We start from the raw sequence: 21,313 nt of genomic DNA on the forward strand, positions 1-21,313 counted from the left end.
ATTGTAGCGTGCATCTTGATGCACGACCAAACCATACACGGAACGTCATTTAACCCTTTCGGACATTCATGATTTCGTGCGTAGCGTGCCACGAATAATTTTCCTCACGAGCGTTTTTATTCGTGCAACAAGTTGCACGCTACGATTCTAAAAAGTGCGGTGAGATTTTACCTTGTTTTTTCAATTAAATAGGTTTCGTATGCGTTTATTGCATATCGGCGAAAATCCTAAAACAAACTGAGGCAAATTCCCGTATGTTTTCTTCGAAACATAAAAAACATCAAGAATATCGACCGCACTTCACATTTTTTTGAAAAAACACTTGCAGTAAAATTTTTTTTGAAGTAGCTTAAAAAGTAGTTCACATAGGAGATTCCAAAATGCGCTTTATTCGTCGTCACCATCATCACCACGTAACTGAATGATCTTTCAGGTATTTGGTGTGCTTGGAAGATAACTTCCGAGCAGGCACGAATAAAATGCTATCCTTTAAAACCCCTCGGAAGTTGACTTTCGAGGGGTTTGTTTTTTTACCGTAAAAATAAATTCCTCAGAAATTAGCCGATGATTTTATTAGACAAATTTTATTTCTCTAGTACATTATCAATAACTTAATCATAAGGACAAAAAAATGCTAACCAATCCAGTTGTTATTTCCATCGCAGTCTTGCTGATTCTCAGCTTGCTACGAATTAACGTGGTCGTTGCCTTGGTTATTTCTGCCCTCACCGCAGGTTTAATCGGCGATTTAGGCCTAACAAAAACCATTGAAGCCTTTACCGGCGGACTCGGCGGTGGTGCTGAAGTGGCAATGAACTATGCTATGCTCGGTGCCTTTGCCATTGCCATCTCCAAATCAGGCATCACCGATTTGCTCGCCTATAAAGTCATTACCCGCATGAACAAAACCCCATCTGCCAACGGGATTGCCATGTTCAAATATGCCTTATTAGGGATTTTGGTCTTGTTCTCGATTTCCTCACAAAACTTGTTACCGGTGCACATTGCGTTTATTCCAATTGTTGTTCCACCACTACTTGCTGTGTTCAACAAACTGAAAATTGACCGTCGTGCCGTGGCTTGCGTCCTCACTTTCGGTTTAACCGCCACCTATATGTTATTACCTGTGGGTTTCGGTAAAATCTTTATCGAAAGCGTTTTGGTGAAAAATATTAATAATGTCGGTGCCTCATTGGGCTTACAAACAACGGTAGGTGAAGTCTCCCTCGCTATGATGATTCCGGTTACCGGGATGATTTTAGGTTTATTGACTGCGGTATTTATCACTTATCGCAAACCACGTGAATATGCCGTCACCACAGCAGAACCAACAACGCAAGACATTGAGCAACACATTGCTAACATTACACCAAAACAAATCACCGCAAGCCTTGTTGCAATTGTGGCTACCTTCACCACACAATTAGTCACAAGCTCTACTATCATCGGTGGTTTAGTCGGTTTAGTCATTTTTGCCGTGTTCGGTATCTTTAAGCTCAAAGAAAGTAACGACATTTTTCAACAAGGCTTACGCTTAATGGCCATGATCGGTTTCGTGATGATCGCTGCCTCCGGTTTCGCCAATGTGATTAACACCACCAGTGGCGTAACAGACTTAGTACAAACCTTAGGGCAAGGGTTACAAAGTAAAGGACTTGCCGCGTTCTTAATGTTATTCGTCGGCTTGTTGATCACCATGGGGATCGGGTCTTCCTTCTCTACGGTGCCAATCATCACCTCGATTTATGTACCGCTTTGTTTGTCTTTCGGCTTCTCCCCACTTGCCACCGTGTCTATCGTGGGCGTTGCGGCAGCATTAGGTGATGCGGGCTCACCGGCGTCTGACTCAACCTTAGGGCCGACATCCGGTTTGAATATGGACGGTAAACACGACCATATTTGGGATTCTGTTGTACCTACCTTCATTCACTATAACATTCCGTTGTTAGCCTTTGGCTGGCTTGCAGCAATGACTCTCTAAACCTAAAGTGCGGTCGGAAAAACACGTAAATTTTCTACCGCACTTTTGCTTTTTTATGTCTATGAACAACATTTCCACTCAACGCCTAAAACAAAGTCTCCAGGATTTCTTCGCGCGTTACACCACGCAAAAAGAAGAGATTGTTTACACCAAATTTTCACCCAATCTGTTTACGGAAAATTGGCAAAAGACGGCATTTTATTTTGCGCAGATCGAACACTCTCTTATGCAGCTTGAACAGATTGAAAGCAATAACATTGAAGCATGGCAGTTTTACACGCAAAAACTATCCGCACAATGCACCGCACTTTCGGATGCCTTAACGCGTCAACAGCAAAATGCGCAACTCTTTCCCGTTAAAGATAAAGAAGAAAATAAACCGCAAAATAAACGTCAACATCCCGTACACAGCCTGCCACCGCGCGAGCGCTTGGCAAAATATTATGAATATTTAGCGTCTTTTAATGAGAAAATTCAGCACGAGCAAGACAGTTTAAGTGAAGCGCAGAGAGAGGGACTTCCATTTAACCGATTAAAACTGGAACAACTAGAACAACGTCGCGCCCGTTGCTTGGAAGCCATCGAAATGTTAGAGGAATATTTAATTTTCCTCGAAAAGCAAAAATAGTCGCAATAAAAAACCTCGCCAAAATCGCGAGGTTTTTTCATTTTCATAAGATGCATTAGCCGGTGTAACGACCCACACCCAGTTCATCTTCTTTACGGGTGCGGTTAATTACCATTTGTGGCGATTGCAACACACGCAAGCCCATTTGATCTTCAGTGCGTACCACGTCACCACGTAAGGAGTTTGTGAATACATCGGTGATTTTAATATCGACAAATTTCCCAATCATTTCCGGCGTACCTTGGAAATTCACAATACGGTTGGTTTCCGTACGACCGGTTAATTCCATAATATCTTTCTTGGACGGACCTTCCACTAATACACGTTGCTCCGTGCCTAACATCGCACGGCTGAATTGTGCCGCTTGGTTATTGATACGTTGTTGCAACAAATATAAACGTTGTTTTTTCTCGTCTTCGGTGACATCGTCAGGATAATCTGCCGCCGGTGTACCTGGTCGGGCAGAATAAATGAAGCTAAAACTCATGTCGAAGTTCACTTGGGCGATCAAATTCATGGTCTGCTCGAAATCTTCATTGGTTTCCCCCGGGAAGCCCACAATGAAGTCAGAACTGATTTGAATATTCGGACGTACTGCTTTTAGTTTGCGAATAATGGATTTGTATTCAAGCGCTGTATGTCCGCGTTTCATCATGGTTAAAACGCGATCTGAACCGGATTGCACCGGCAAATGAAGGAAACTCACGAGCTCCGGTGTATCACGATACACGTCGATAATATCGTCGGTGAATTCGATCGGATGACTCGTGGTAAAACGTAAACGGTCAATACCGTCAATAGCAGCGACTAAACGCAATAATTCCGCAAAGGTACAAATTTCACCGTCAAACGTCGGACCACGATAAGCATTCACGTTTTGACCAAGCAAATTCACTTCACGTACGCCCTGTGCGGCTAACTGCGCAATTTCAAATAAAATATCATCCACCGGACGACTGACTTCCTCACCACGGGTATAAGGCACCACACAATAAGTACAATATTTATTACAGCCTTCCATAATAGAAACGAATGCGGTTGGTCCCTCTGCACGAGGCTCCGGCAGACAGTCAAATTTTTCAATTTCCGGGAAACTAATATCTACAACGGAACTTTTCCCACCGCGAATTTGATTAATCATTTCAGGCAAACGATGCAACGTTTGCGGCCCGAAAACAATGTCCACATAAGGCGCTCGGGTGCGAATGTGTTCACCTTCTTGCGATGCCACACAACCGCCCACGCCAATCAATAAATTCGGGTTATTTTTCTTTAATTCTTTCCAACGACCTAATTGATGAAAGACTTTTTCCTGTGCTTTTTCACGAATGGAACAGGTATTTAATAATAAAACATCCGCTTCTTCCGGCACCTCGGTAAGTTCCAAACCGTGTGTGCTGTGTAATAAATCGGCCATTTTAGATGAATCGTACTCATTCATCTGGCAGCCCCAAGTTTTAATATGTAGTTTTTGCGTCATACTGGCTAAAATTTACTCTAATGGTTCATAAAAATTGACTGGCTATTCTACCGAGTTGCGCTTTTTCCCGCTAGCAAAAAAGCAGATTTTTCGGAGATTTTTACCTGTTGGAGGTAGAAAAAAATAACGGTTGTAGAGAAAAAAGGAAAGGCAGATAAACACCCTAGAAAAGCAAGCTTCGCCTGAAATTTATCTGCCATGAATCAATACATGGAATGACTTACTGATTCGGTGAGTAATAAAGTTTACCAATTTCAATCTTTTGACGGCCGGTTTGTTCGCGCCATTTATTACTATCACGCAAAGAATAAACGCAACCGCAATATTCTTGCTGATAAAAACGCTCGCGTTTACTTATTTCAATCATCCGTTGTGAGCCACCTTCTTTACGCCAGTTATAATCCCAATAAATCACATCGTCATATTTTTCTGCTGCACGATGACCGCAACCGTTAATTTGCTCCATGTCTTTCCAGCGGGAAATGCCAAGGCAACTGGTGAACACAGGGAAACCGTGTTCATGAGCATATTCAGCGGCTTTTTCAAAACGCATATCGAAACACATGGTGCAACGAATGCCACGTTCCGGCTCCCATTCCATGCCTTTAGCACGATCAAACCATTCTTGACGATCGTAGTCGGCATCAATAAACGGGATACCAAATTTTTGCGCAAAACGAATATTTTCTTCTTTGCGAATTAAATATTCTTTTAACGGGTGAATATTCGGGTTGTAGAAATAAATCGTAAATTCAATACCGGACGCCAAAATAGCTTCCATCACCTCACCAGAGCAAGGGGCACAGCAGGAATGCAAAAGCAGTTTATTATGCCCATTTGGCAATTCCAGTTTTTCACGAATAAACGGCGCATTCGGATCTTTGCGCGGTTTTTGTTTGCGCGTTTTATGTTGAAAACCGACCGCACTTTGAGATTGTTGTTCTGTCATCTTAATAGCTTCTATCTACCGATAAATATGCCAAGGAAATCAACGCTTGTTTATATTCGCTTTCCGGCAAAATTTGAATCGCATCAACCGCTTTTTGCACTTCTTGTTTAGCGCGATCCATCGCGTAATCAAGGGATTTATGCTCAGCCATAATGGCTAACACCTCATCAATGGCCTCGCGTTTTCCGCCTTGCTCAATGGCCTCACGAATTAATGCGGCTTGTTGCTCATTGCCGTGGTGCATCGCGTGTAATAAAGGAAGTGTCGGTTTGCCTTCAGCTAAATCATCGCCCACATTTTTCCCTAAGGCCTTGGCACTCGCGCTGTAATCTAGCACATCATCCACCAACTGGAATGCCGTGCCGAGATAACGACCATAACTTTGCAACGCCTGCTCCTGCGCTTCACTGCCGCCGGCAATGATTGCGGCCGCTTGCGCCGCCACCTCAAATAAACGAGCGGTTTTGCTGTAAATTACCCGCATATAATTTTCTTCACTGGTTTGCGGATCATTCACATTCATTAATTGTTGTACTTCGCCTTCTGCCAACACATTGGTGGCGTCCGCCATAATGCGCAAAATTTTTAACGATTCCAGCTGAGCAACTAATTGGAACGCACGGGTATAAATGAAATCGCCCACCAAGACGCTTGCGGCATTACCAAACTCCGCATTCGCCGTAGCGCGTCCACGACGCATATCCGATTCATCGACGACATCATCATGCAACAAAGACGCCGTGTGAATAAATTCGACAAAGGTGGCACAGGTAATGGCTTTTGCCCCTTCAAAACCCAAGGATCTTGCCGCCAGCACGGCAATTAACGGACGAATACGCTTGCCACCGCCTTGTACGATATAGAATCCCAATTGATTAATCAGCACCACATCTGAGTTCAGCTGGGCTAAAATCGATTCGTTCACTTTTTGCATATCCGCTTGGCTTAACGCCTGGATCGCATTCATATCCATTAAGTTTGTTGTCTTCATTTTGGTTAATTTGAACTAAATAGGGCCGGTTACGTTAAAACTGAGGCATAAAGTGCGGTCGATTTTACCTGATTTTTTAGGCTTTCTGAAATCGTTCCGGGGAATTTGTGGGATTTTTTATTTTCTTTTAAAGAAGTCCTTGCCATAAGGCAAATTTTTACGTAGAATTTGCGCCCTATTTATATGAATTTTATGTGCGAAATGAAACAACATTAGAGCACAATTTATAGCGGAGTATTTATGTACGCAGTTTTCCAAAGTGGCGGTAAACAACACCGAGTAAGCGAAGGTCAAGTCGTTCGTTTAGAAAAACTTGAACTTGCAACTGGCGCAACAGTTGAGTTCGATTCAGTGTTGATGGTCGTTAATGGTGAAGATGTTAAAATCGGTGCCCCAGTCGTTGCTGGTGCAAAAGTAGTGGCTGAAGTAGTTGCGCAAGGTCGTGGCGATAAAGTAAAAATCGTTAAGTTCCGTCGTCGTAAACACAGCCGTAAACAACAAGGTCATCGTCAGTGGTTCACAGAAGTGAAAATCACTGGGATTCAAGCATAATTTCAGAGGAGATCAAGTAGATGGCAACTAAAAAAGCTGGTGGTTCAACTCGTAACGGTCGTGATTCTGAAGCTAAACGTCTTGGTGTTAAACGTTTCGGTGGCGAATCTGTATTAGCAGGTAGCATCATCGTTCGTCAACGTGGTACTAAATTCCACGCAGGCAACAACGTTGGAATGGGACGTGACCACACCTTATTCGCGACAGCCGATGGTAAAGTAAAATTTGAAGTAAAAGGCGAGAAAAGCCGTAAATACGTAAGTATCGTTACTGAATAATTTTACACAGAGAACAAAATAAATACCCTGCAAAAGCAGGGTATTTTTTTAGGTTATTTCAATCATCAAATCCTCATCCAATTTACACTTCAATCAGTTTTTACGCTGAAAGCAGTTGCTTCATCACGATCTTCAAAGTGCGGTCGAAAATAATTGCATTTTTTCTAATCTAAAATAGCCAATACACTTTCCGGCGGGCGCCCTATTTTGGCTTTATCGCCGTTAATAAGAATAGGACGTTCTAAAAGTGAGGAATGTTGACTAATCGCTTGCAAAAGCGCCTCCTGACTCAAATTCGGGTTATCCAGACCCAGTTCACCATATAACGCATCTTTTGTTCGCATCATTTGTCGAATATCGCTGATGCCTAGTTTATCTGCAAGATGTTGTAATTCAGTTGGCGTATAGGTGTTTTGCAAATAAAGCTCAATTTTAGGATGAATATGATGCTGTTCTAATAAAGCTAACGTTTCACGGCTTTTTGAACAACGAGGGTTATGAAAAAGAATAAGTGACATGGAAATTCCTTCTGTATATGTGATTCGCTTAAATTTTAACTTATAATCGTACCCGTTTTACAGAGGTATTTATTATGATTGAAATGTTAAAAACGTGGTACGTTCGTCGTTTCAGCGATCCGCAAGCGATGGGATTATTTGCCATTTTGTTGTTTGGCTTTATCTTAATCTATTTTTTGAGTGATTTGATTGCACCCTTGCTCGTTGCCATTGTGCTTGCTTATCTTTTAGAATGGCCCGTTCGTTGGTTAAATACGCGCTTAAAATGTCCAAGACTACTCGCTAGCACCATTATTTTAGGTGGATTTATCGGCTTAGTTTTCTTAATTGTTGTCGTTTTAATCCCTAATCTATGGGGGCAAATGGCGGGATTATTAGGCGATTTACCACATATGTTCAATAAATTTAATGAATGGCTACTCTCCTTGCCGGAACACTACCCAGAATTAATTGACTATCAAATGGTTGATTCTATTTTCAGTTCCGTGCGTACTAAAATTCTCGGTTTAGGCGAATCTGCCTTAAAACTCTCTCTTTCCTCGATCATGAACTTGGTGACATTGGGGATTTATTCTTTTCTTGTGCCACTCATGATTTTTTTCTTGCTGAAAGATAAAGAACAATTAATTGCCGGCGTCAGCCGTTTTCTACCGCGTAACCGAACATTAGCCTCTGTGGTTTGGTTAGAAATGCAACAACAAATCGCCAATTATATTCGTGGAAAATTAATGGAAATTTTGGTGGTCACCATTATCACCTACGCCACCTTTCTCATTTTCGGCTTAAATTACCCATTATTATTAGCCGTAGCGGTCGGACTTTCCGTATTAGTGCCTTATATCGGTGCGGTGTTAGTGACCATTCCTGTCGTGCTGGTTGCGATTTTTCAGTTCGGTGATACCCATACGTTTTGGTACATCGTGATCACATTTATCATCACCCAGCTCTTAGACGGTAACCTACTTGTGCCTTTTCTTTTTTCGGAAGCCGTGAATTTACATCCGCTGATTATCATTATTGCGGTGCTTATTTTTGGCGGCTTGTGGGGATTCTGGGGGGTATTTTTCGCCATTCCATTGGCGACGTTAGTGAAAGCCGTCGTCAATGCTTGGCCTTCCAATGAAACATAAGGAAGGCCCAAAGCCATCCTCTAGAGACGAAATAATGCGATAAAATAGAGCGTCATTTACATTAAAGTACGCGTAATAACACCGGTTGGTAAGCCGATTTACGGTTCAGTTTTTGGGCATACCAGCGCACACCAAGGAAGGAAAGTGCGGTGGAAATAAAAATAAAAAATACGCTGACAAGCTCGTGACTCAACAACGAATCAAACAACAGTGTGCTGAATAATAAGGTGAACAACGGAACGCAATACATCAGTAACGCCGATTTGATCAAGGAATGTTCAGACAAACCAATCTCCACCCTCTGCCCAACTTTTAACGGGGTAATGGTTTCAACGGTGAAGATATGCTCACCACGCGCACCGCTACCGGTTAATTCCGATAATGCGGAATTTCCACAAGCGGATTTTGCCGCACAACTGCCACACGCGCTTTGTGATTGGCATTTGACTTTCGCCTTGCCGGATTCGTATTCAATCACGACCGCACTTTCTGTCAACATAATAAGCCTATTTAGTTTTTGTTAAATTGAATGTCTTGCACAATACGTTTTGCCGTAGAAATCGGTAATTGCCCAATAATTGTTACCTCTTTATTGCCCACGGTTTCGTTATAAATCGTGTATGCGCCTTGTCGCCAAGTATTATCCGGCTGTGTATTTTCAGTCATTTTGTCAGATACATATAGCGTAAAAGAAAAAAGTCCATCGCTATAAAGTTGTGATTCAATTTTATCATTGCTATCACGTTCAATACTACGATTTACTGCTTTAAAACCTTGTGGCAACCAACCCGGCGCCCAAGTAAAGTTTGGCGTTTGATTGGCATTTTTATCCATTAATAACGGAGGGAAAGCCACTTGATTGAAATAATCCACTAAGCCTGAAATTCCATTTCCCACATACACATTAACGACACGGAATTGATCCAATAAATTGCCATCGCGATCCAACATATCGCTGCGCAACAACAAGTTATTCTCTTCATCAATAAAAGCAACATATTGATAACGAAAATCGTCTTTCGGCAAAATTCGAATGGTTTGCACCACATGATCCGCTACTCGATTACGCCCGATATTCACAAAATCATAGTATTGCTCCAAGGTATCAAAATTCGCACGAATGAGTGGCGGCAAATTATCGGTAATTCCTTCACTGTTAATGCTAAAGGGTTGATAGTTTGGCTGGAAATAGCTAATTAATTTATCGCGTTGAATAATTTCTTGTTGAGCGCCATCAAGTGTCACTAATTGCGCAAATGTTTTGCCGTTCACTTTAAAATGACGATAACGCAACGAATCCATATTGGACGGCGTGGTTTGCACAAAAGAAAACTCATAATTGAGCTGATCGGCGGCTTTCTTCATTTCCTGCAACAACTGTTTCGCCGAAAGCGTTTCGGCACCGACAGAAGAAAATGAAGTACTGAGTAAGAAAAAAAGTGCGGTGGTTTTTAAAAATGTTTTTAACATGATCAAATTCCTAATAAACAAATTCACCACCAAAAATGGTGGTGAATTCTTATAAAATGGTCATCCCGAAACACAGGATTATTTATTGTTGCGGTTTTGTCCCAAATTGATGGAATCCGCATAAACCCGGCGTTGTAGTTCATAACTTTGCAACATCGCACCAATACGCTTATTTTTTTGCTCAAGCTGCTCAGCTGTCATCACATCTTTGCTTGGCGCATTGTAACTCACTTCTTGCACACCATTGTTAAAAGGCAGGGTCTGTAATACTGGCGCATCCACCGCACTTTGAACGGTAGATTTCGCATTAAAAGACTGCACGCCTAATACGGCTACCAAACACACGCTTGCTGCAACGGCAACCTGTGTTATCGGCATAAACCACGCTTTCAATTTTTGCATGAACGGCGTATTTTCCACTTCCTGTGGCAACGGTTGAGACGTCATTGCGTTAGGCACTTGAATCTCTTCTGTTGCAATTAAGCTTTCCATTTTGGCGGTGAAATCAGCGCCTAATACAACATTCGATTCTTGACGCATAATAGAACGAATGGTGTGAAAATCTTCCCAACTTTCCTGCAATTCCGCATCTTGGCATAATTGTTCGGTGAACGTAGGATTCACTTGCTCACCGTCCATATATGCTGAAAGTAATTCTTTTTGCATTTTTTACTCCGACTCACCGTAGTGGTATTCTTAATTTTCAATTAACGTTGTAAAAGCGGTTTGACCTTGCTTTCAATAATTTCACGTGCTCTAAAAATTCGTGATCTGACCGTCCCCACCGGACATTCCATAATTTCCGCAATTTCTTCGTAACTCAATCCTTCAATTTCGCGCAAAGTAATTGCTGTGCGTAAATCTTCTTGTAAGCCTTTAATGGTATCAAACACAATTTTCTTTAATTCGTTAGATAACATTTCGTTTTCAGGTGTTGCCACATCCCGTAAATTCGATCCGACATCGTAAGACTCTGCCTCTTCAGCCAAAATATCTTCATTTGGAGGACGGCGACCCTGTGCCGTTAAATAATTTTTTGCAGTATTTACTGCGATTCTATATAGCCAAGTATAAAAAGCACTATCACCACGAAAAGCACCGATAGAACGGTAGGCTTTTATAAATGATTCTTGTACAACATCGGGAATATCATTCGGTGAAACATACCGCGTTAACAATCCGGCGACTCTATTTTGATAACGCGATACCAACAAATTGAAAGCTTTCTTATCTCCCTGCTGCACCCTTTCTACCAAAGCTTGATCTGTTAGCTGTTCAGCCATATCACCTCAAATATTACGTCTCACAAACTTTAATTTCAAAGCCAGCAAGCTTACAGCAAATTAGACGAAATGAATAAAAAAAAGTTCAGTTCTTTTATAAAAATGAATAAAACAATACAAATCAATGTGTTAGATTGAGCTTTTGTTGAATTTCCTGCACCATGTCAGCCAATTGCGGATCTGCAATTTCGCCATGATTAAAGAACCAAGAAAACAACTGCAAATCGCTACAAGCCAACAAGCGAACAAAAATGGCTTTTTTATGCTCGCTTAACTGCTCAAAATGCTGTTTATAAAACGGCATGATGACCTTATCCAACTCCAGCATCCCACGCCGACAATCCCATTCAATACGTAACGGATCGTAGTTTTTCATGTTATTCTCCAATCAAATACATTGGCCTTTTCCGAAGTGGATAGAAAGTGCCTATTCTCTGAAATCAAATCCGGCGCATTTCCACACCGTATTTTAACGCTATTCCTTTAGTTTAACTTGAATGCATACATAATTATAGTGATGAATAGATAGAGATTTGAAGTCGCTCAAAAAATATAAAAAAACCACCGCACTTTATTCCTCAAATACCATAAAAAAGAGCAACACAGCCTAACTGCGTTGCTCTTTGAATTGTTCAATTTATTCGAGCTATTTTTTCTTCGGTCGTTCCCAGTCTTGTACGTGTTTTTGTGGCACACGGGTGGTGACCAGTTCGTCGCGTTTAACATCGTAACGAATGGTGGAACCGGCACCAATCGTCGCACCGCTTTCAATCGTCACCGGCGCAATAAGTTGGCTATCGGAGCCGACAAAGACGTTATCGCCGATAGTGGTTTTAAATTTATTGGCTCCGTCATAGTTACAGGTAATCACGCCCGCGCCGATATTACAATTTTGGCCAATTTCCGCATCGCCCACATAGGTTAAGTGGTTCACTTTGGATCCCTTGCCGATTTGTGCTTTTTTAATTTCCACAAAGTTGCCGACATGGGTGTTTTCTGCCAGTTCTGCGCCCGGACGCAAGCGGGAGAATGGGCCGATAGCCGCATTGGCACCCACGGTAGCATCTTCCAGTACGGAATACGGTTTAATTTCTACATCATCGCCGATGTCACAGTTTGTCAGCACACAACCGGCACCGATTTTCACCCGATTTCCCAACCGCACTTCGCCGTTTAAAATCACGTTAACATCAATTTCAACATCTTTGCCGTGAGTCAAGTTGCCACGCAAATCAAAACGCTCAGGATCTAACAACATTACGCCTGCCAACATCAGTTTATCCGCTTGTTTACGCTGAAAATAACGCTCCATGCGCGCTAATTGTTGACGGTTATTAATACCTTCAACTTCCATAAAATCCTCAGCTTGTACTGCAACAACAGCACGCCCATCACGATTTGCTAGCCCAATGACATCCGTAATGTAATACTCGCCTTGCGCATTATTATTGTCTAACTGAGCAAGCCATTTCTTAAAACTTGCGCCATCAGCAACTAAAACCCCTGTATTGATCTCACGAATCTCCCGTTGTTCCGGTGAGGCATCTTTTTGCTCCACAATCCCAACGACTTTACCGTTTTCACGTAAAATTCGGCCATATCCTGTTGGGTTATCCAATACCACCGTTAAAACAGCAACGCCATTTTCAGGCTTGGCATTAATCAACTTTTGCAAGGTTTCAGGCGTGATCATCGGTCCATCGCCATACACCATCAAAATATTTTCATCATCCGCAAAAAACGGTGCGGCCTGTTGCATGGCATGGCCTGTGCCGAGCTGTTCTGTTTGCAAAACCCAGTTGACAGGTTCGTTGGCTAAGCGTTGTTGCATCAAATCGCCACCGTGTCCGTAAACCAAATGAATATTGCGCGCGCCAAGTTGTTTCGCCGTATCGATAACGTGTTTTACCATCGGTTTGCCCGCAATCGGATGTAAGACTTTGGGTAAATCGGAATACATGCGGGTGCCTTTGCCGGCCGCCAAAATGACGACGCTGAGTGCTTGAGTTGTCATAAAAATGTCTCTTTTGTTCGCTAAAAATTGTGCGCTAGTATATCACTCTTGGCATTTTGTAAAAGAATAAAAAACACCGCACGTCTTCCTGTTATTTTTCCCCATTTTACGCTATTCTATGCCGTATTTTCTCAGTTAAAACCCGCCAAAGTGCGGTCTATTTTTAAGGTGATTTTTTATGCAAGAACAATATCGTCCTGATTTACTTGAACCGGAAGTGCAAAAATTCTGGCAGGACAATAAAACTTTTAAAGCTGTCCAAGATAACAATAAAGAAAAATACTATTGTCTTTCCATGTTCCCTTATCCATCAGGCCGTTTGCACATGGGACATGTGCGTAATTACACCATCGGTGATGTGGTTTCCCGTTATCAACGCATGAAAGGAAAAAATGTGTTGCAACCGTTCGGTTGGGATGCTTTCGGGTTGCCGGCGGAAGGCGCGGCAGTGAAAAACAACACCGCACCGGCCAAGTGGACATACGAAAACATTGCTTACATGAAGAAACAACTTCAACTTTTAGGCTTTGGTTTCGACTGGGATCGTGAAATTGCGACCTGTAAACCGGATTATTACAAATGGGAACAATGGTTTTTCACGGAGCTTTATAAAAAAGGCTTGGTGTATAAAAAAACCTCTACCGTGAACTGGTGTCCGAACGATAAAACCGTCTTGGCGAATGAACAAGTGCATGAAGGGTGTTGCTGGCGCTGTGATACACCGGTAGAACAAAAAGAAATTCCACAATGGTTTATTAAAATCACAGACTATGCAGAACAATTATTGGGCGGGTTAGATCAGCTTCCGCAGTGGCCGGATCAAGTGAAAACTATGCAACGTAACTGGATTGGTCGTTCTGAAGGGGTGGAGATCACTTTTGATATTAAAGACACCAATGAGAAATTAGCGGTTTACACGACTCGTCCGGATACGTTCTACGGCGTGAGTTATGTGGCGGTGGCTGCCGCCCATCCATTGGCGACACTGGCGGCAAAAAATCATCCTGAATTGGCACAGTTCATTCAAGAAGCGAAAAACACGAAAGTCGCGGAAGCAGACATTGCCACCATGGAGAAAAAAGGCATGGCGACCGGTTTGTATGCAGTACATCCGTTAACCGGTGAACAAGTACCTGTGTGGGTGGCAAACTTTGTGTTAATGTACTATGGTACCGGTGCAGTCATGGCCGTGCCGGCGCATGATCAACGCGATTTTGAATTTGCCCAAAAATACCATTTACCGATTAAGCAAGTCATCGAACCGATGAACGGCGAAGAAATCGATTTAACCAAACAAGCCTTTACCGAACACGGCAAACTGATTCATTCCGGTGAGTTTGATGGTTTAACCTTTGAATCGGCGTTCAACGGTATTGCCGATAAATTAGAACAATTAGGCGTAGGCAAACGCCAAGTAAATTATCGTTTACGCGACTGGGGCGTTTCTCGTCAACGTTATTGGGGCGCGCCGATTCCGATGTTGACCTTGGAAAATGGCGATGTGGTGCCGGCACCGATGGAAGATTTGCCAATTATTCTGCCGGAAGATGTGGTCATGGATGGCGTAAACAGCCCAATTAAAGCGGATCCGGAATGGGCGAAAACCACCTATCAAGGCAAACCGGCATTAAAAGAAACCGATACTTTCGATACGTTTATGGAATCCTCGTGGTATTACGCCCGCTACACTTGTCCACAATATCAACAAGGCATGTTAAATAGCGAAGAGGCGAACTACTGGTTGCCGGTGGATCAGTATATCGGCGGTATTGAGCATGCGACTATGCATTTATTGTATTTCCGCTTCTTCCATAAATTATTGCGTGATGCAGGCTTTGTCACCAGTGATGAACCGGCGAATAAATTGTTATGCCAAGGCATGGTGTTAGCGGACGCGTTCTATTACACCAGTCCGACCAATGAACGTATCTGGGTTTCGCCAACCAAAGTGACTTTAGAGCGTGACGACAAAGGTCGTATCGTGAAAGCGGTGGATGATGAAGGTCATGAGTTGGTGCACGCCGGTATGACGAAAATGTCGAAATCCAAAAATAACGGTATTGACCCGCAAGAAATGGTGGAAAAATACGGCGCAGACACTGTGCGCTTGTTCATGATGTTTGCCTCTCCTGCAGAAATGACCTTGGAATGGCAAGAATCCGGTGTTGAAGGCGCGAAACGTTTCTTAGCGCGTGTATGGAATTTGGTGTTTGAATACAGCAAAAATCTAACAAAAACAGCCGTCAATCCGACCGCACTTTCTAGCACTCAAAAAGCGTTACGTCGTGATGTCCACAAAACCATTGCGAAAGTAAGCGATGACATTGGTCGTCGTCAAACGTTCAATACAGCGATTGCGGCAATCATGGAATTAATGAATAAACTCACCCGTGCGCCGTTGGATGATGAGCAAGATCGTGCGGTGATGGCAGAAGCCTTGAGCGCAGTCGTGCGTATGCTTTATCCAATTACACCACACATTTGTTTCCGTTTATGGAAAGAACTGGGCAATCAAGACATTATCGACTTTGCCCCTTGGGTGGAAGCGGATCCTGAGGCAATGATTGAAGATGAAAAATTGATTGTGGTTCAAGTGAACGGAAAAGTGCGTGGTAAAGTCACTGTCGCTGCAGATGCAGACGAAGAAAGTGTGAAAGCGATCGCCTTTGCCGATGAAAACGTCAAACGTTTTACCGACGGAACGCAAATCGTTAAGGTGATTTATGTTGCCGGCAAGTTGCTTAATGTTGTGGTGAAACCGCAGTAATCTAATCAAAAAAATGACCGCACTTAACGCAAAGTGCGGTCATTTTCCTTGTTATTTTTCGAGATCAAAACTCGTCCTCACACTCACCACTGCCCACATAATCCGCAAAATCCTCTTGATGAAACCCATGTGACAGCATGTATTGCCAAATTTTTTGGCGCATTTTCGGCGGTTGCTTTTCCTTATAATCAGGAAACTTTTTGCGTAACACATTTAACGCCAATGCCGACCAATCAATATCGCATTCACGGACAACCGCTTCAATGGTTGCGCTTTCAATCCCTTTTAATTGACGCAATTCTTGTTTGATTCGATTGATGCCATAGCCTCGTTGAGAACGACTGTTCAAATAACTTTCAGTAAAACGCTGATCACTTTGCCAATTTTTTTGCTGGCAATGGGCAATGGCTTGGTCAATTTCTTCCTCGGAAAAGGCTTTTTCCTGCATTTTGCAACGCAGTTCAAATTCGCTGTATTCACGGCGAGAAAGTAAATTCATCACATAATTGAGGGCAAAGGAGGACATATTGTGTTACTTGTGATTATGGTTAAAAAACAGATAGAAAAAGTGCGGTCATTTTTGAGAAGTTTTAAAACTCTTTGAAAATCAACTGCGCTTTCAAACATTAAATTCTACGAATACTTTTTCATTAATTCATAAATTGGTTTTAATTGAGGCTCATTAGCTGTAGGTTTATAACTTTCAAGAATGGTTTCATCCTCATTTACTAAGTAACGCACATTTGCCCCTTTTTGAAGCATAAGCTCTAAAACATCCAATCTCTCTGGGATATATCCAATCATAGATAAAGGGATTAAACCATCTTGGTTAGGTAAATTAGGATTTGCTCCTGCTTTGAGCAACGCTATCGCTGCCTCAGCATTTTTACTTCGTAATGCAAAGGAGTCATTCCGTATATATCCTGAGCATTAATATCTATACCCTTATTAATTAGATAATTAATAACATCAGAGGATGGTTTATTTGATTCAAATCCTAATAAGGCTTTATGCAACCAATTCCAATGCTCTACAGGAGTTACTTCCATGATATTCCTTTCCCTATTTTGGGAAAGCACTTCCAATAAAGTAAATCACCAGAATCCATTGCATCTAAAATTTTTATGCCCATCTCTAACTTATTATTCATTTATTTTCCTCTTTCAAAGTTTTTCATATCGCGAACAATTCATTCAATATCATCTTTACCAGGCATCTCATTTCTATGACTCCGATTTCCAGACATATTTTCTAACCTAAATTTATTAGGTCTTGCATTTACATAATCATTAAATTGTTTTTGACTCTAATTTAATTCTTTAGCTGCAAGAGATAATCGTCTATGCTCCCATCCAGGAATATGCTCTATATCAAACGGAGCATTCACTATTTTACCTGTTTCTTTATAAAGAAATACATTATCTGAAACCTGCTCATATTGTGAAAGAATATTTTTCTTATAGTGAATAAAAACAAAAGGCATCAATCTGATGCCTTTTTAATTCATTAACATGAAAAATTAACGTTCGTTCCAACGTTTGATCGATTCACGAATCACTTCCTTGGCTTACTTCAAAAATGCCGCATGATAGGCAATATGCTCACCAATAAAACTGGCGATGAAGTAATAGCTATGATCGTAGCCTCTGTGGAAGCGTACATCGATCGGCTGATTTGCCACACGACAGGTTTCGATAAAATCTTCGGTACGTAATTGTGTTGGCAAAAATTCATCTTCTAAGCCCTGATCAATACGCATACCTTGCACTTTATAGCCTTGTTGAATAAGCGAGCTGGCATCATATTGCTGCCATTTTTCACGATCTTTCCCTAAATAAGTAGTAAAGGCTTTTTCTCCCCAAGGCACAAGGCTTGGCGATAAAATAGGCGAAAAGGCAGAAACACTTTGATAACGTTCTTGGTTTCGCAATGCTAATACCAATGCGCCGTGTCCACCCATTGAATGTCCCATAATGGAACGTTTGCCATTGGTAGGGAAATTTGCTTCAATCATACCTGGCAATTCATTCAAGATATAATCATACATCTGATAATTCGTCGCCCAAGGCTGCTCGGTCGCATTAACATAAAAGCCCGCACCTTGCCCTAAATCGTAAGCTGCATCGTTCGGCACTTGCTCTCCACGCGGGCTAGTATCTGGGGCAACCACAATCACTTGATGTTCTGCTGCATAACACTGAAAGCCTGATTTGGTAATGAAATTTTGTTCAGTACAAGTCAAGCCGGAAAGCCAATAAATCACACCAAGCGGTCGATTCTCCGGATTATTTGGCAAATAGACGGCAAATTTCATTTCGCATTGAAGCGTTTGGGCATCATGTGCCCAAACTTGTTGCGAACCGCCAAAAATTTGATGTTGTTCAATCAGTTTCATTGCGTACCTTAGTAATGAATAACTGTGCGGATCGATTTACCTTCATGCATTAACTCAAAGGCTTCATTGATTTGATCGAGTGTCATTGTGTGAGTCACAAACGGTTCTAACTGAATGTCACCTTTCATTGAATCTTCCACCATTTTCGGCAGTTCAGAACGACCTTTCACGCCACCAAATGCGGAGCCTTTCCAAACACGACCAGTGACCAACTGGAACGGACGAGTTGAAATTTCTTGTCCTGCACCCGCTACGCCGATGATAATGGATTGCCCCCAACCACGGTGTGCACTTTCTAATGCTTGACGCATTACGTTTACGTTGCCGATACATTCAAAGGTGTGGTCAATGCCCCACTTGTTGATGTCTAACAACACATCTTTAATCGGTTTATCGTAATCGTTCGGATTTAAACAATCCGTTGCACCGAACTGTTTTGCCAACTCGAATTTTGAAGGATTGGTATCAATGGCGATAATGCGACCGGCTTTGGCTTGACGTGCACCTTGCACCACAGCTAAACCAATCGCCCCTAAGCCAAACACTGCAACAGAGTCGCCTTCTTGTACTTTTGCTGTATTATGCACCGCACCAATACCAGTGGTAACACCACAGCCAAGTAAACACACCTGTTCGTGGTTCGCTTCTGGGTTGATTTTCGCCAGTGAAACTTCTGCAACAACTGAGTATTCACTGAAGGTTGAACAGCCCATATAGTGATAGATCGGCTGACCTTGATAAGAAAAACGCGTCGTGCCGTCCGGCATTAAACCTTTACCTTGTGTATCACGCACTGAGACGCATAAGTTGGTTTTACCTGAACGACAAAACTCACATTCGCCACATTCTGCGGTGTAAAGCGGAATCACGTGATCACCTGGTTTTACACTTAATACGCCTTCTCCTACAGCAACGACCACACCTGCACCTTCGTGTCCAAGCACGACTGGGAATACGCCTTCAGGATCGCTTCCTGATAACGTAAATGCATCAGTATGGCACACGCCCGTGTGAGTGTTGCGGATTAACACTTCGCCTTTGCGTGGCATTTCTACGTCGATTTCCACAATTTGTAAAGGTTGATTTGGGGCAAATGCTACCGCCGCACGAGATTTGATCGTTAAATTGATTTGTTTAATTTCCATTGTTTTTCCTCTTAATTCATTGACAAAGTTGCCTTGCCTAAGCAAGATAGCAACAGTTTACACTTTAGAGCCCACTCTAAGGCAAGCGTTTTTGCAACTTTTTATTTGGAAGGAAGGAAAATGACTTACACCACCGCTAAAGCTGCCGAAAAAATCGGTATCTCTCCCCACACCTTACGCTTTTACGACAAAGAGGGCTTATTGCCTAACGTTGGGCGCGATGAACACGGTAATCGCCGTTTTACAGATAACGACTTACAATGGTTGAGTTTATTACAATGTTTGAAAAATACAGGCATGAGCCTAAAAGACATCAAACGCTTCGCTGAATGTACCACTATTGGCGACGATACCATTGACGAACGTCTTGCATTATTTGAAAGCCAAACGGAAAATGTGAAGTGCCAAATTGCTGAATTAAAACGCTATTTAAACTTACTGGAATACAAGTTAGCGTTTTACCAAAAAGCCAAAGCATTAGGCTCAGTGGAAGCTGTAAATTTGCCGCAGATTCCTGAAATAGCCTAAGTTAGGGGCTTACTCCAACTTTTAGGGTGCAGATCATTTTTTTGTCCGCACTTTACCTATTACTTATTTTATTCGAAATCAGATTCAGCTACTTCGTCTTCAACGTCGGCGGTAATGGCTGTTTCCGGATGCGCTAACAATTCATCACGCAAGGTGCTTTCAATTAATTTCGCTTGCTCCGGATTCTCTTTTAACCATTTCATCGCATTGGTTTTACCCTGACCGATTTTCTCGTTTTCATAAGCATACCATGCGCCGGCTTTGCTGATGAGCTTGTGTTTTACGCCAAGATCAATCAATTCGCTTTCTTTAGAAATGCCTTCACCGTACAGAATTTGGAAGTCCACTTGACGGAATGGCGGTGCGACTTTGTTTTTCACCACTTTCACGCGGGTTTCGTTACCAATCACCTCATCGCCTTCTTTGATTGAGCCGACACGGCGAATATCCAAACGCACAGAGGCATAGAATTTCAACGCATTACCACCGGTGGTGGTTTCCGGGTTACCAAACATCACGCCGATCTTCATACGAATTTGGTTGATGAAAATCACCAAGCAGTTGGCATTTTTAATTTGTCCGGTCAATTTACGCAACGCTTGAGACATGAGACGCGCTTGCAAGCCCACATGAGAATCGCCCATGTCGCCTTCAATTTCCGCTTTCGGCGTTAAAGCTGCAACGGAGTCAACAATAATCACATCCACGGCTCCGGAACGCACTAAGGCATCACAGATTTCTAACGCTTGCTCACCATTATCCGGTTGAGAAACCAACAACTCTTTCACATCCACGCCCAGTTTAGAGGCATAAATTGGATCTAAGGCATGTTCCGCATCGATAAAGGCACAGGTTTTGCCCGCCTTTTGCGCTTCAGCAATCACAGAAAGCGTCAAGGTGGTTTTACCGGAAGATTCCGGGCCAAAAATTTCAACGATACGTCCCATTGGCAAACCGCCGATCCCTAACGCTAAGTCAAGACCGAAGGAACCGGTGGAAATCGCTTCAATATCCAATTTTTGGCTGTCGCCTAATTTCATGATGGCGCCTTTACCAAATTGTTTTTCGATTTGACCTAACGCGGCGTCGAGCGCTTTTTGTTTTTCTTCTTGAGTTGCCATTTTTTACCTCGGGAAAATCATTATCAAAATTTGCGCTTATAATAACTGTATCAATATACAGTATCAAGTAAAATTTTGATCTT

Annotated in this window: 22 protein-coding genes, 2 pseudogenes and 1 other annotated feature; of the genes and pseudogenes, 7 read left to right on the top strand and 17 right to left on the bottom strand. The window is 42.4% G+C overall.

Annotated features, from left to right (window positions below; all coding sequences use genetic code 11):
- The first annotated feature begins 400 nt into the window (after positions 1-400).
- Positions 401-529: a sequence feature (His leader region), on the top strand.
- Between the two features lie 102 nt (positions 530-631).
- A complete protein-coding gene (locus HMPREF9065_RS07695) occupies positions 632-1,981 on the top strand; it encodes a Na+/H+ antiporter family protein (protein ID WP_021615480.1) in 1,350 nt (449 codons plus the stop codon).
- A gap of 61 nt (positions 1,982-2,042) precedes the next feature.
- Positions 2,043-2,609 carry a primosomal replication protein PriC gene (gene priC / locus HMPREF9065_RS07690; RefSeq protein WP_021615481.1) on the top strand — a complete coding sequence of 189 codons (567 nt, stop codon included), beginning with the start codon at positions 2,043-2,045 and terminating at the stop codon, positions 2,607-2,609.
- 55 nt (positions 2,610-2,664) lie between these two features.
- On the opposite strand, the gene miaB is transcribed toward priC, so the two are convergent.
- The 3 genes from miaB to ispB form a co-directional block, all read right to left on the bottom strand.
- Entirely contained in the window at positions 2,665-4,089 is a 1,425-nt protein-coding gene (gene miaB / locus HMPREF9065_RS07685; protein ID WP_021615482.1) for a tRNA (N6-isopentenyl adenosine(37)-C2)-methylthiotransferase MiaB, read from the bottom strand.
- Between the two features lie 220 nt (positions 4,090-4,309).
- Entirely contained in the window at positions 4,310-5,038 is a 729-nt protein-coding gene (locus HMPREF9065_RS07680; RefSeq protein WP_021615484.1) for an epoxyqueuosine reductase QueH, read from the bottom strand.
- A gap of 1 nt (position 5,039) precedes the next feature.
- A complete protein-coding gene (ispB, locus tag HMPREF9065_RS07675; protein WP_369751021.1) occupies positions 5,040-6,011 on the bottom strand; it encodes an octaprenyl diphosphate synthase in 972 nt (323 codons plus the stop codon).
- Positions 6,012-6,269: 258 nt separating this feature from the next.
- Between ispB and rplU the strand changes: the two genes are divergently transcribed.
- Together rplU and rpmA are read left to right on the top strand one after the other, a co-directional pair.
- Complete coding sequence (gene rplU / locus HMPREF9065_RS07670) at positions 6,270-6,581, top strand: 50S ribosomal protein L21 (RefSeq protein ID WP_005695431.1); 312 nt, start codon at positions 6,270-6,272, stop codon at positions 6,579-6,581.
- A gap of 20 nt (positions 6,582-6,601) precedes the next feature.
- Positions 6,602-6,859, top strand: coding sequence for a 50S ribosomal protein L27 (gene rpmA, locus HMPREF9065_RS07665; RefSeq protein ID WP_005539872.1), 258 nt, complete (start codon positions 6,602-6,604; stop codon positions 6,857-6,859).
- A 164-nt stretch (positions 6,860-7,023) separates the two neighbouring features.
- Here the strand turns inward: rpmA and arsC are convergent, their stop codons facing one another.
- Positions 7,024-7,377: an arsenate reductase (glutaredoxin) gene (arsC, locus tag HMPREF9065_RS07660; RefSeq protein ID WP_021615486.1), complete on the bottom strand. Its 354-nt coding sequence runs from the start codon at positions 7,375-7,377 to the stop codon at positions 7,024-7,026.
- Positions 7,378-7,451: 74 nt separating this feature from the next.
- On the opposite strand from arsC, the gene HMPREF9065_RS07655 reads away from it, so the two are divergent.
- The gene (locus HMPREF9065_RS07655) at positions 7,452-8,507 is read left to right on the top strand and encodes an AI-2E family transporter (RefSeq protein WP_021615487.1); all 1,056 of its coding nucleotides are present in this window, start codon (positions 7,452-7,454) and stop codon (positions 8,505-8,507) included.
- 61 nt (positions 8,508-8,568) lie between these two features.
- Here HMPREF9065_RS07655 and HMPREF9065_RS07650 read toward each other — a convergent pair whose 3' ends face one another.
- The 6 genes from HMPREF9065_RS07650 to glmU all read right to left on the bottom strand — a co-directional run bounded on the left by HMPREF9065_RS07650 (position 8,569) and on the right by glmU (position 13,274).
- Positions 8,569-9,006, bottom strand: a complete 438-nt coding sequence (locus HMPREF9065_RS07650) for a SoxR reducing system RseC family protein (protein ID WP_021615488.1) — start codon at positions 9,004-9,006, stop codon at positions 8,569-8,571.
- Between the two features lie 11 nt (positions 9,007-9,017).
- Positions 9,018-9,977, bottom strand: coding sequence for a sigma-E factor regulatory protein RseB (gene rseB, locus HMPREF9065_RS07645; RefSeq protein ID WP_021615489.1), 960 nt, complete (start codon positions 9,975-9,977; stop codon positions 9,018-9,020).
- Between the two features lie 78 nt (positions 9,978-10,055).
- The gene (locus HMPREF9065_RS07640; RefSeq protein WP_021615490.1) at positions 10,056-10,643 is read right to left on the bottom strand and encodes a sigma-E factor negative regulatory protein; all 588 of its coding nucleotides are present in this window, start codon (positions 10,641-10,643) and stop codon (positions 10,056-10,058) included.
- Positions 10,644-10,684: 41 nt separating this feature from the next.
- A complete protein-coding gene (rpoE, locus tag HMPREF9065_RS07635; RefSeq protein ID WP_021615491.1) occupies positions 10,685-11,260 on the bottom strand; it encodes an RNA polymerase sigma factor RpoE in 576 nt (191 codons plus the stop codon).
- Between the two features lie 121 nt (positions 11,261-11,381).
- Complete coding sequence (locus HMPREF9065_RS07630; protein ID WP_021615492.1) at positions 11,382-11,636, bottom strand: FAD assembly factor SdhE; 255 nt, start codon at positions 11,634-11,636, stop codon at positions 11,382-11,384.
- Between the two features lie 270 nt (positions 11,637-11,906).
- Positions 11,907-13,274: a bifunctional UDP-N-acetylglucosamine diphosphorylase/glucosamine-1-phosphate N-acetyltransferase GlmU gene (gene glmU, locus HMPREF9065_RS07625; RefSeq protein WP_021615493.1), complete on the bottom strand. Its 1,368-nt coding sequence runs from the start codon at positions 13,272-13,274 to the stop codon at positions 11,907-11,909.
- 178 nt (positions 13,275-13,452) lie between these two features.
- On the opposite strand from glmU, the gene leuS reads away from it, so the two are divergent.
- On the top strand, positions 13,453-16,041 hold the full coding sequence (gene leuS / locus HMPREF9065_RS07620; protein WP_021615495.1) for a leucine--tRNA ligase: 2,589 nt from the start codon (positions 13,453-13,455) through the stop codon (positions 16,039-16,041).
- A 64-nt stretch (positions 16,042-16,105) separates the two neighbouring features.
- Here leuS and recX read toward each other — a convergent pair whose 3' ends face one another.
- The 6 genes and pseudogenes from recX to HMPREF9065_RS07605 form a co-directional block, all read right to left on the bottom strand.
- Positions 16,106-16,567, bottom strand: coding sequence for a recombination regulator RecX (recX, locus tag HMPREF9065_RS07615; protein WP_033002411.1), 462 nt, complete (start codon positions 16,565-16,567; stop codon positions 16,106-16,108).
- 107 nt (positions 16,568-16,674) lie between these two features.
- Positions 16,675-17,191, bottom strand: a pseudogene (locus HMPREF9065_RS10465) (ankyrin repeat domain-containing protein).
- 39 nt (positions 17,192-17,230) lie between these two features.
- Positions 17,231-17,335: pseudogene (locus HMPREF9065_RS10470) on the bottom strand (hypothetical protein); the annotation flags it as partial.
- Positions 17,336-17,347: 12 nt separating this feature from the next.
- Positions 17,348-17,527, bottom strand: a complete 180-nt coding sequence (locus HMPREF9065_RS10085; RefSeq protein WP_156901092.1) for a hypothetical protein — start codon at positions 17,525-17,527, stop codon at positions 17,348-17,350.
- 81 nt (positions 17,528-17,608) lie between these two features.
- Complete coding sequence (fghA, locus tag HMPREF9065_RS07610) at positions 17,609-18,436, bottom strand: S-formylglutathione hydrolase (protein WP_021615500.1); 828 nt, start codon at positions 18,434-18,436, stop codon at positions 17,609-17,611.
- Positions 18,437-18,444: 8 nt separating this feature from the next.
- A complete protein-coding gene (locus HMPREF9065_RS07605) occupies positions 18,445-19,554 on the bottom strand; it encodes an S-(hydroxymethyl)glutathione dehydrogenase/class III alcohol dehydrogenase (protein ID WP_198009762.1) in 1,110 nt (369 codons plus the stop codon).
- A 147-nt stretch (positions 19,555-19,701) separates the two neighbouring features.
- Here HMPREF9065_RS07605 and HMPREF9065_RS07600 point away from each other — a divergent pair, with 147 nt between their 5' ends.
- A complete protein-coding gene (locus HMPREF9065_RS07600; RefSeq protein ID WP_021615502.1) occupies positions 19,702-20,109 on the top strand; it encodes a MerR family transcriptional regulator in 408 nt (135 codons plus the stop codon).
- Between the two features lie 68 nt (positions 20,110-20,177).
- Here HMPREF9065_RS07600 and recA read toward each other — a convergent pair whose 3' ends face one another.
- Positions 20,178-21,230: a recombinase RecA gene (recA, locus tag HMPREF9065_RS07595; protein WP_021615503.1), complete on the bottom strand. Its 1,053-nt coding sequence runs from the start codon at positions 21,228-21,230 to the stop codon at positions 20,178-20,180.
- Between the last annotated feature and the right edge of the window lie 83 nt (positions 21,231-21,313).

The organism is Aggregatibacter sp. oral taxon 458 str. W10330 (genome assembly GCF_000466335.1).
In the GTDB taxonomy this organism is placed as follows: Bacteria; Pseudomonadota; Gammaproteobacteria; order Enterobacterales; family Pasteurellaceae; genus Aggregatibacter.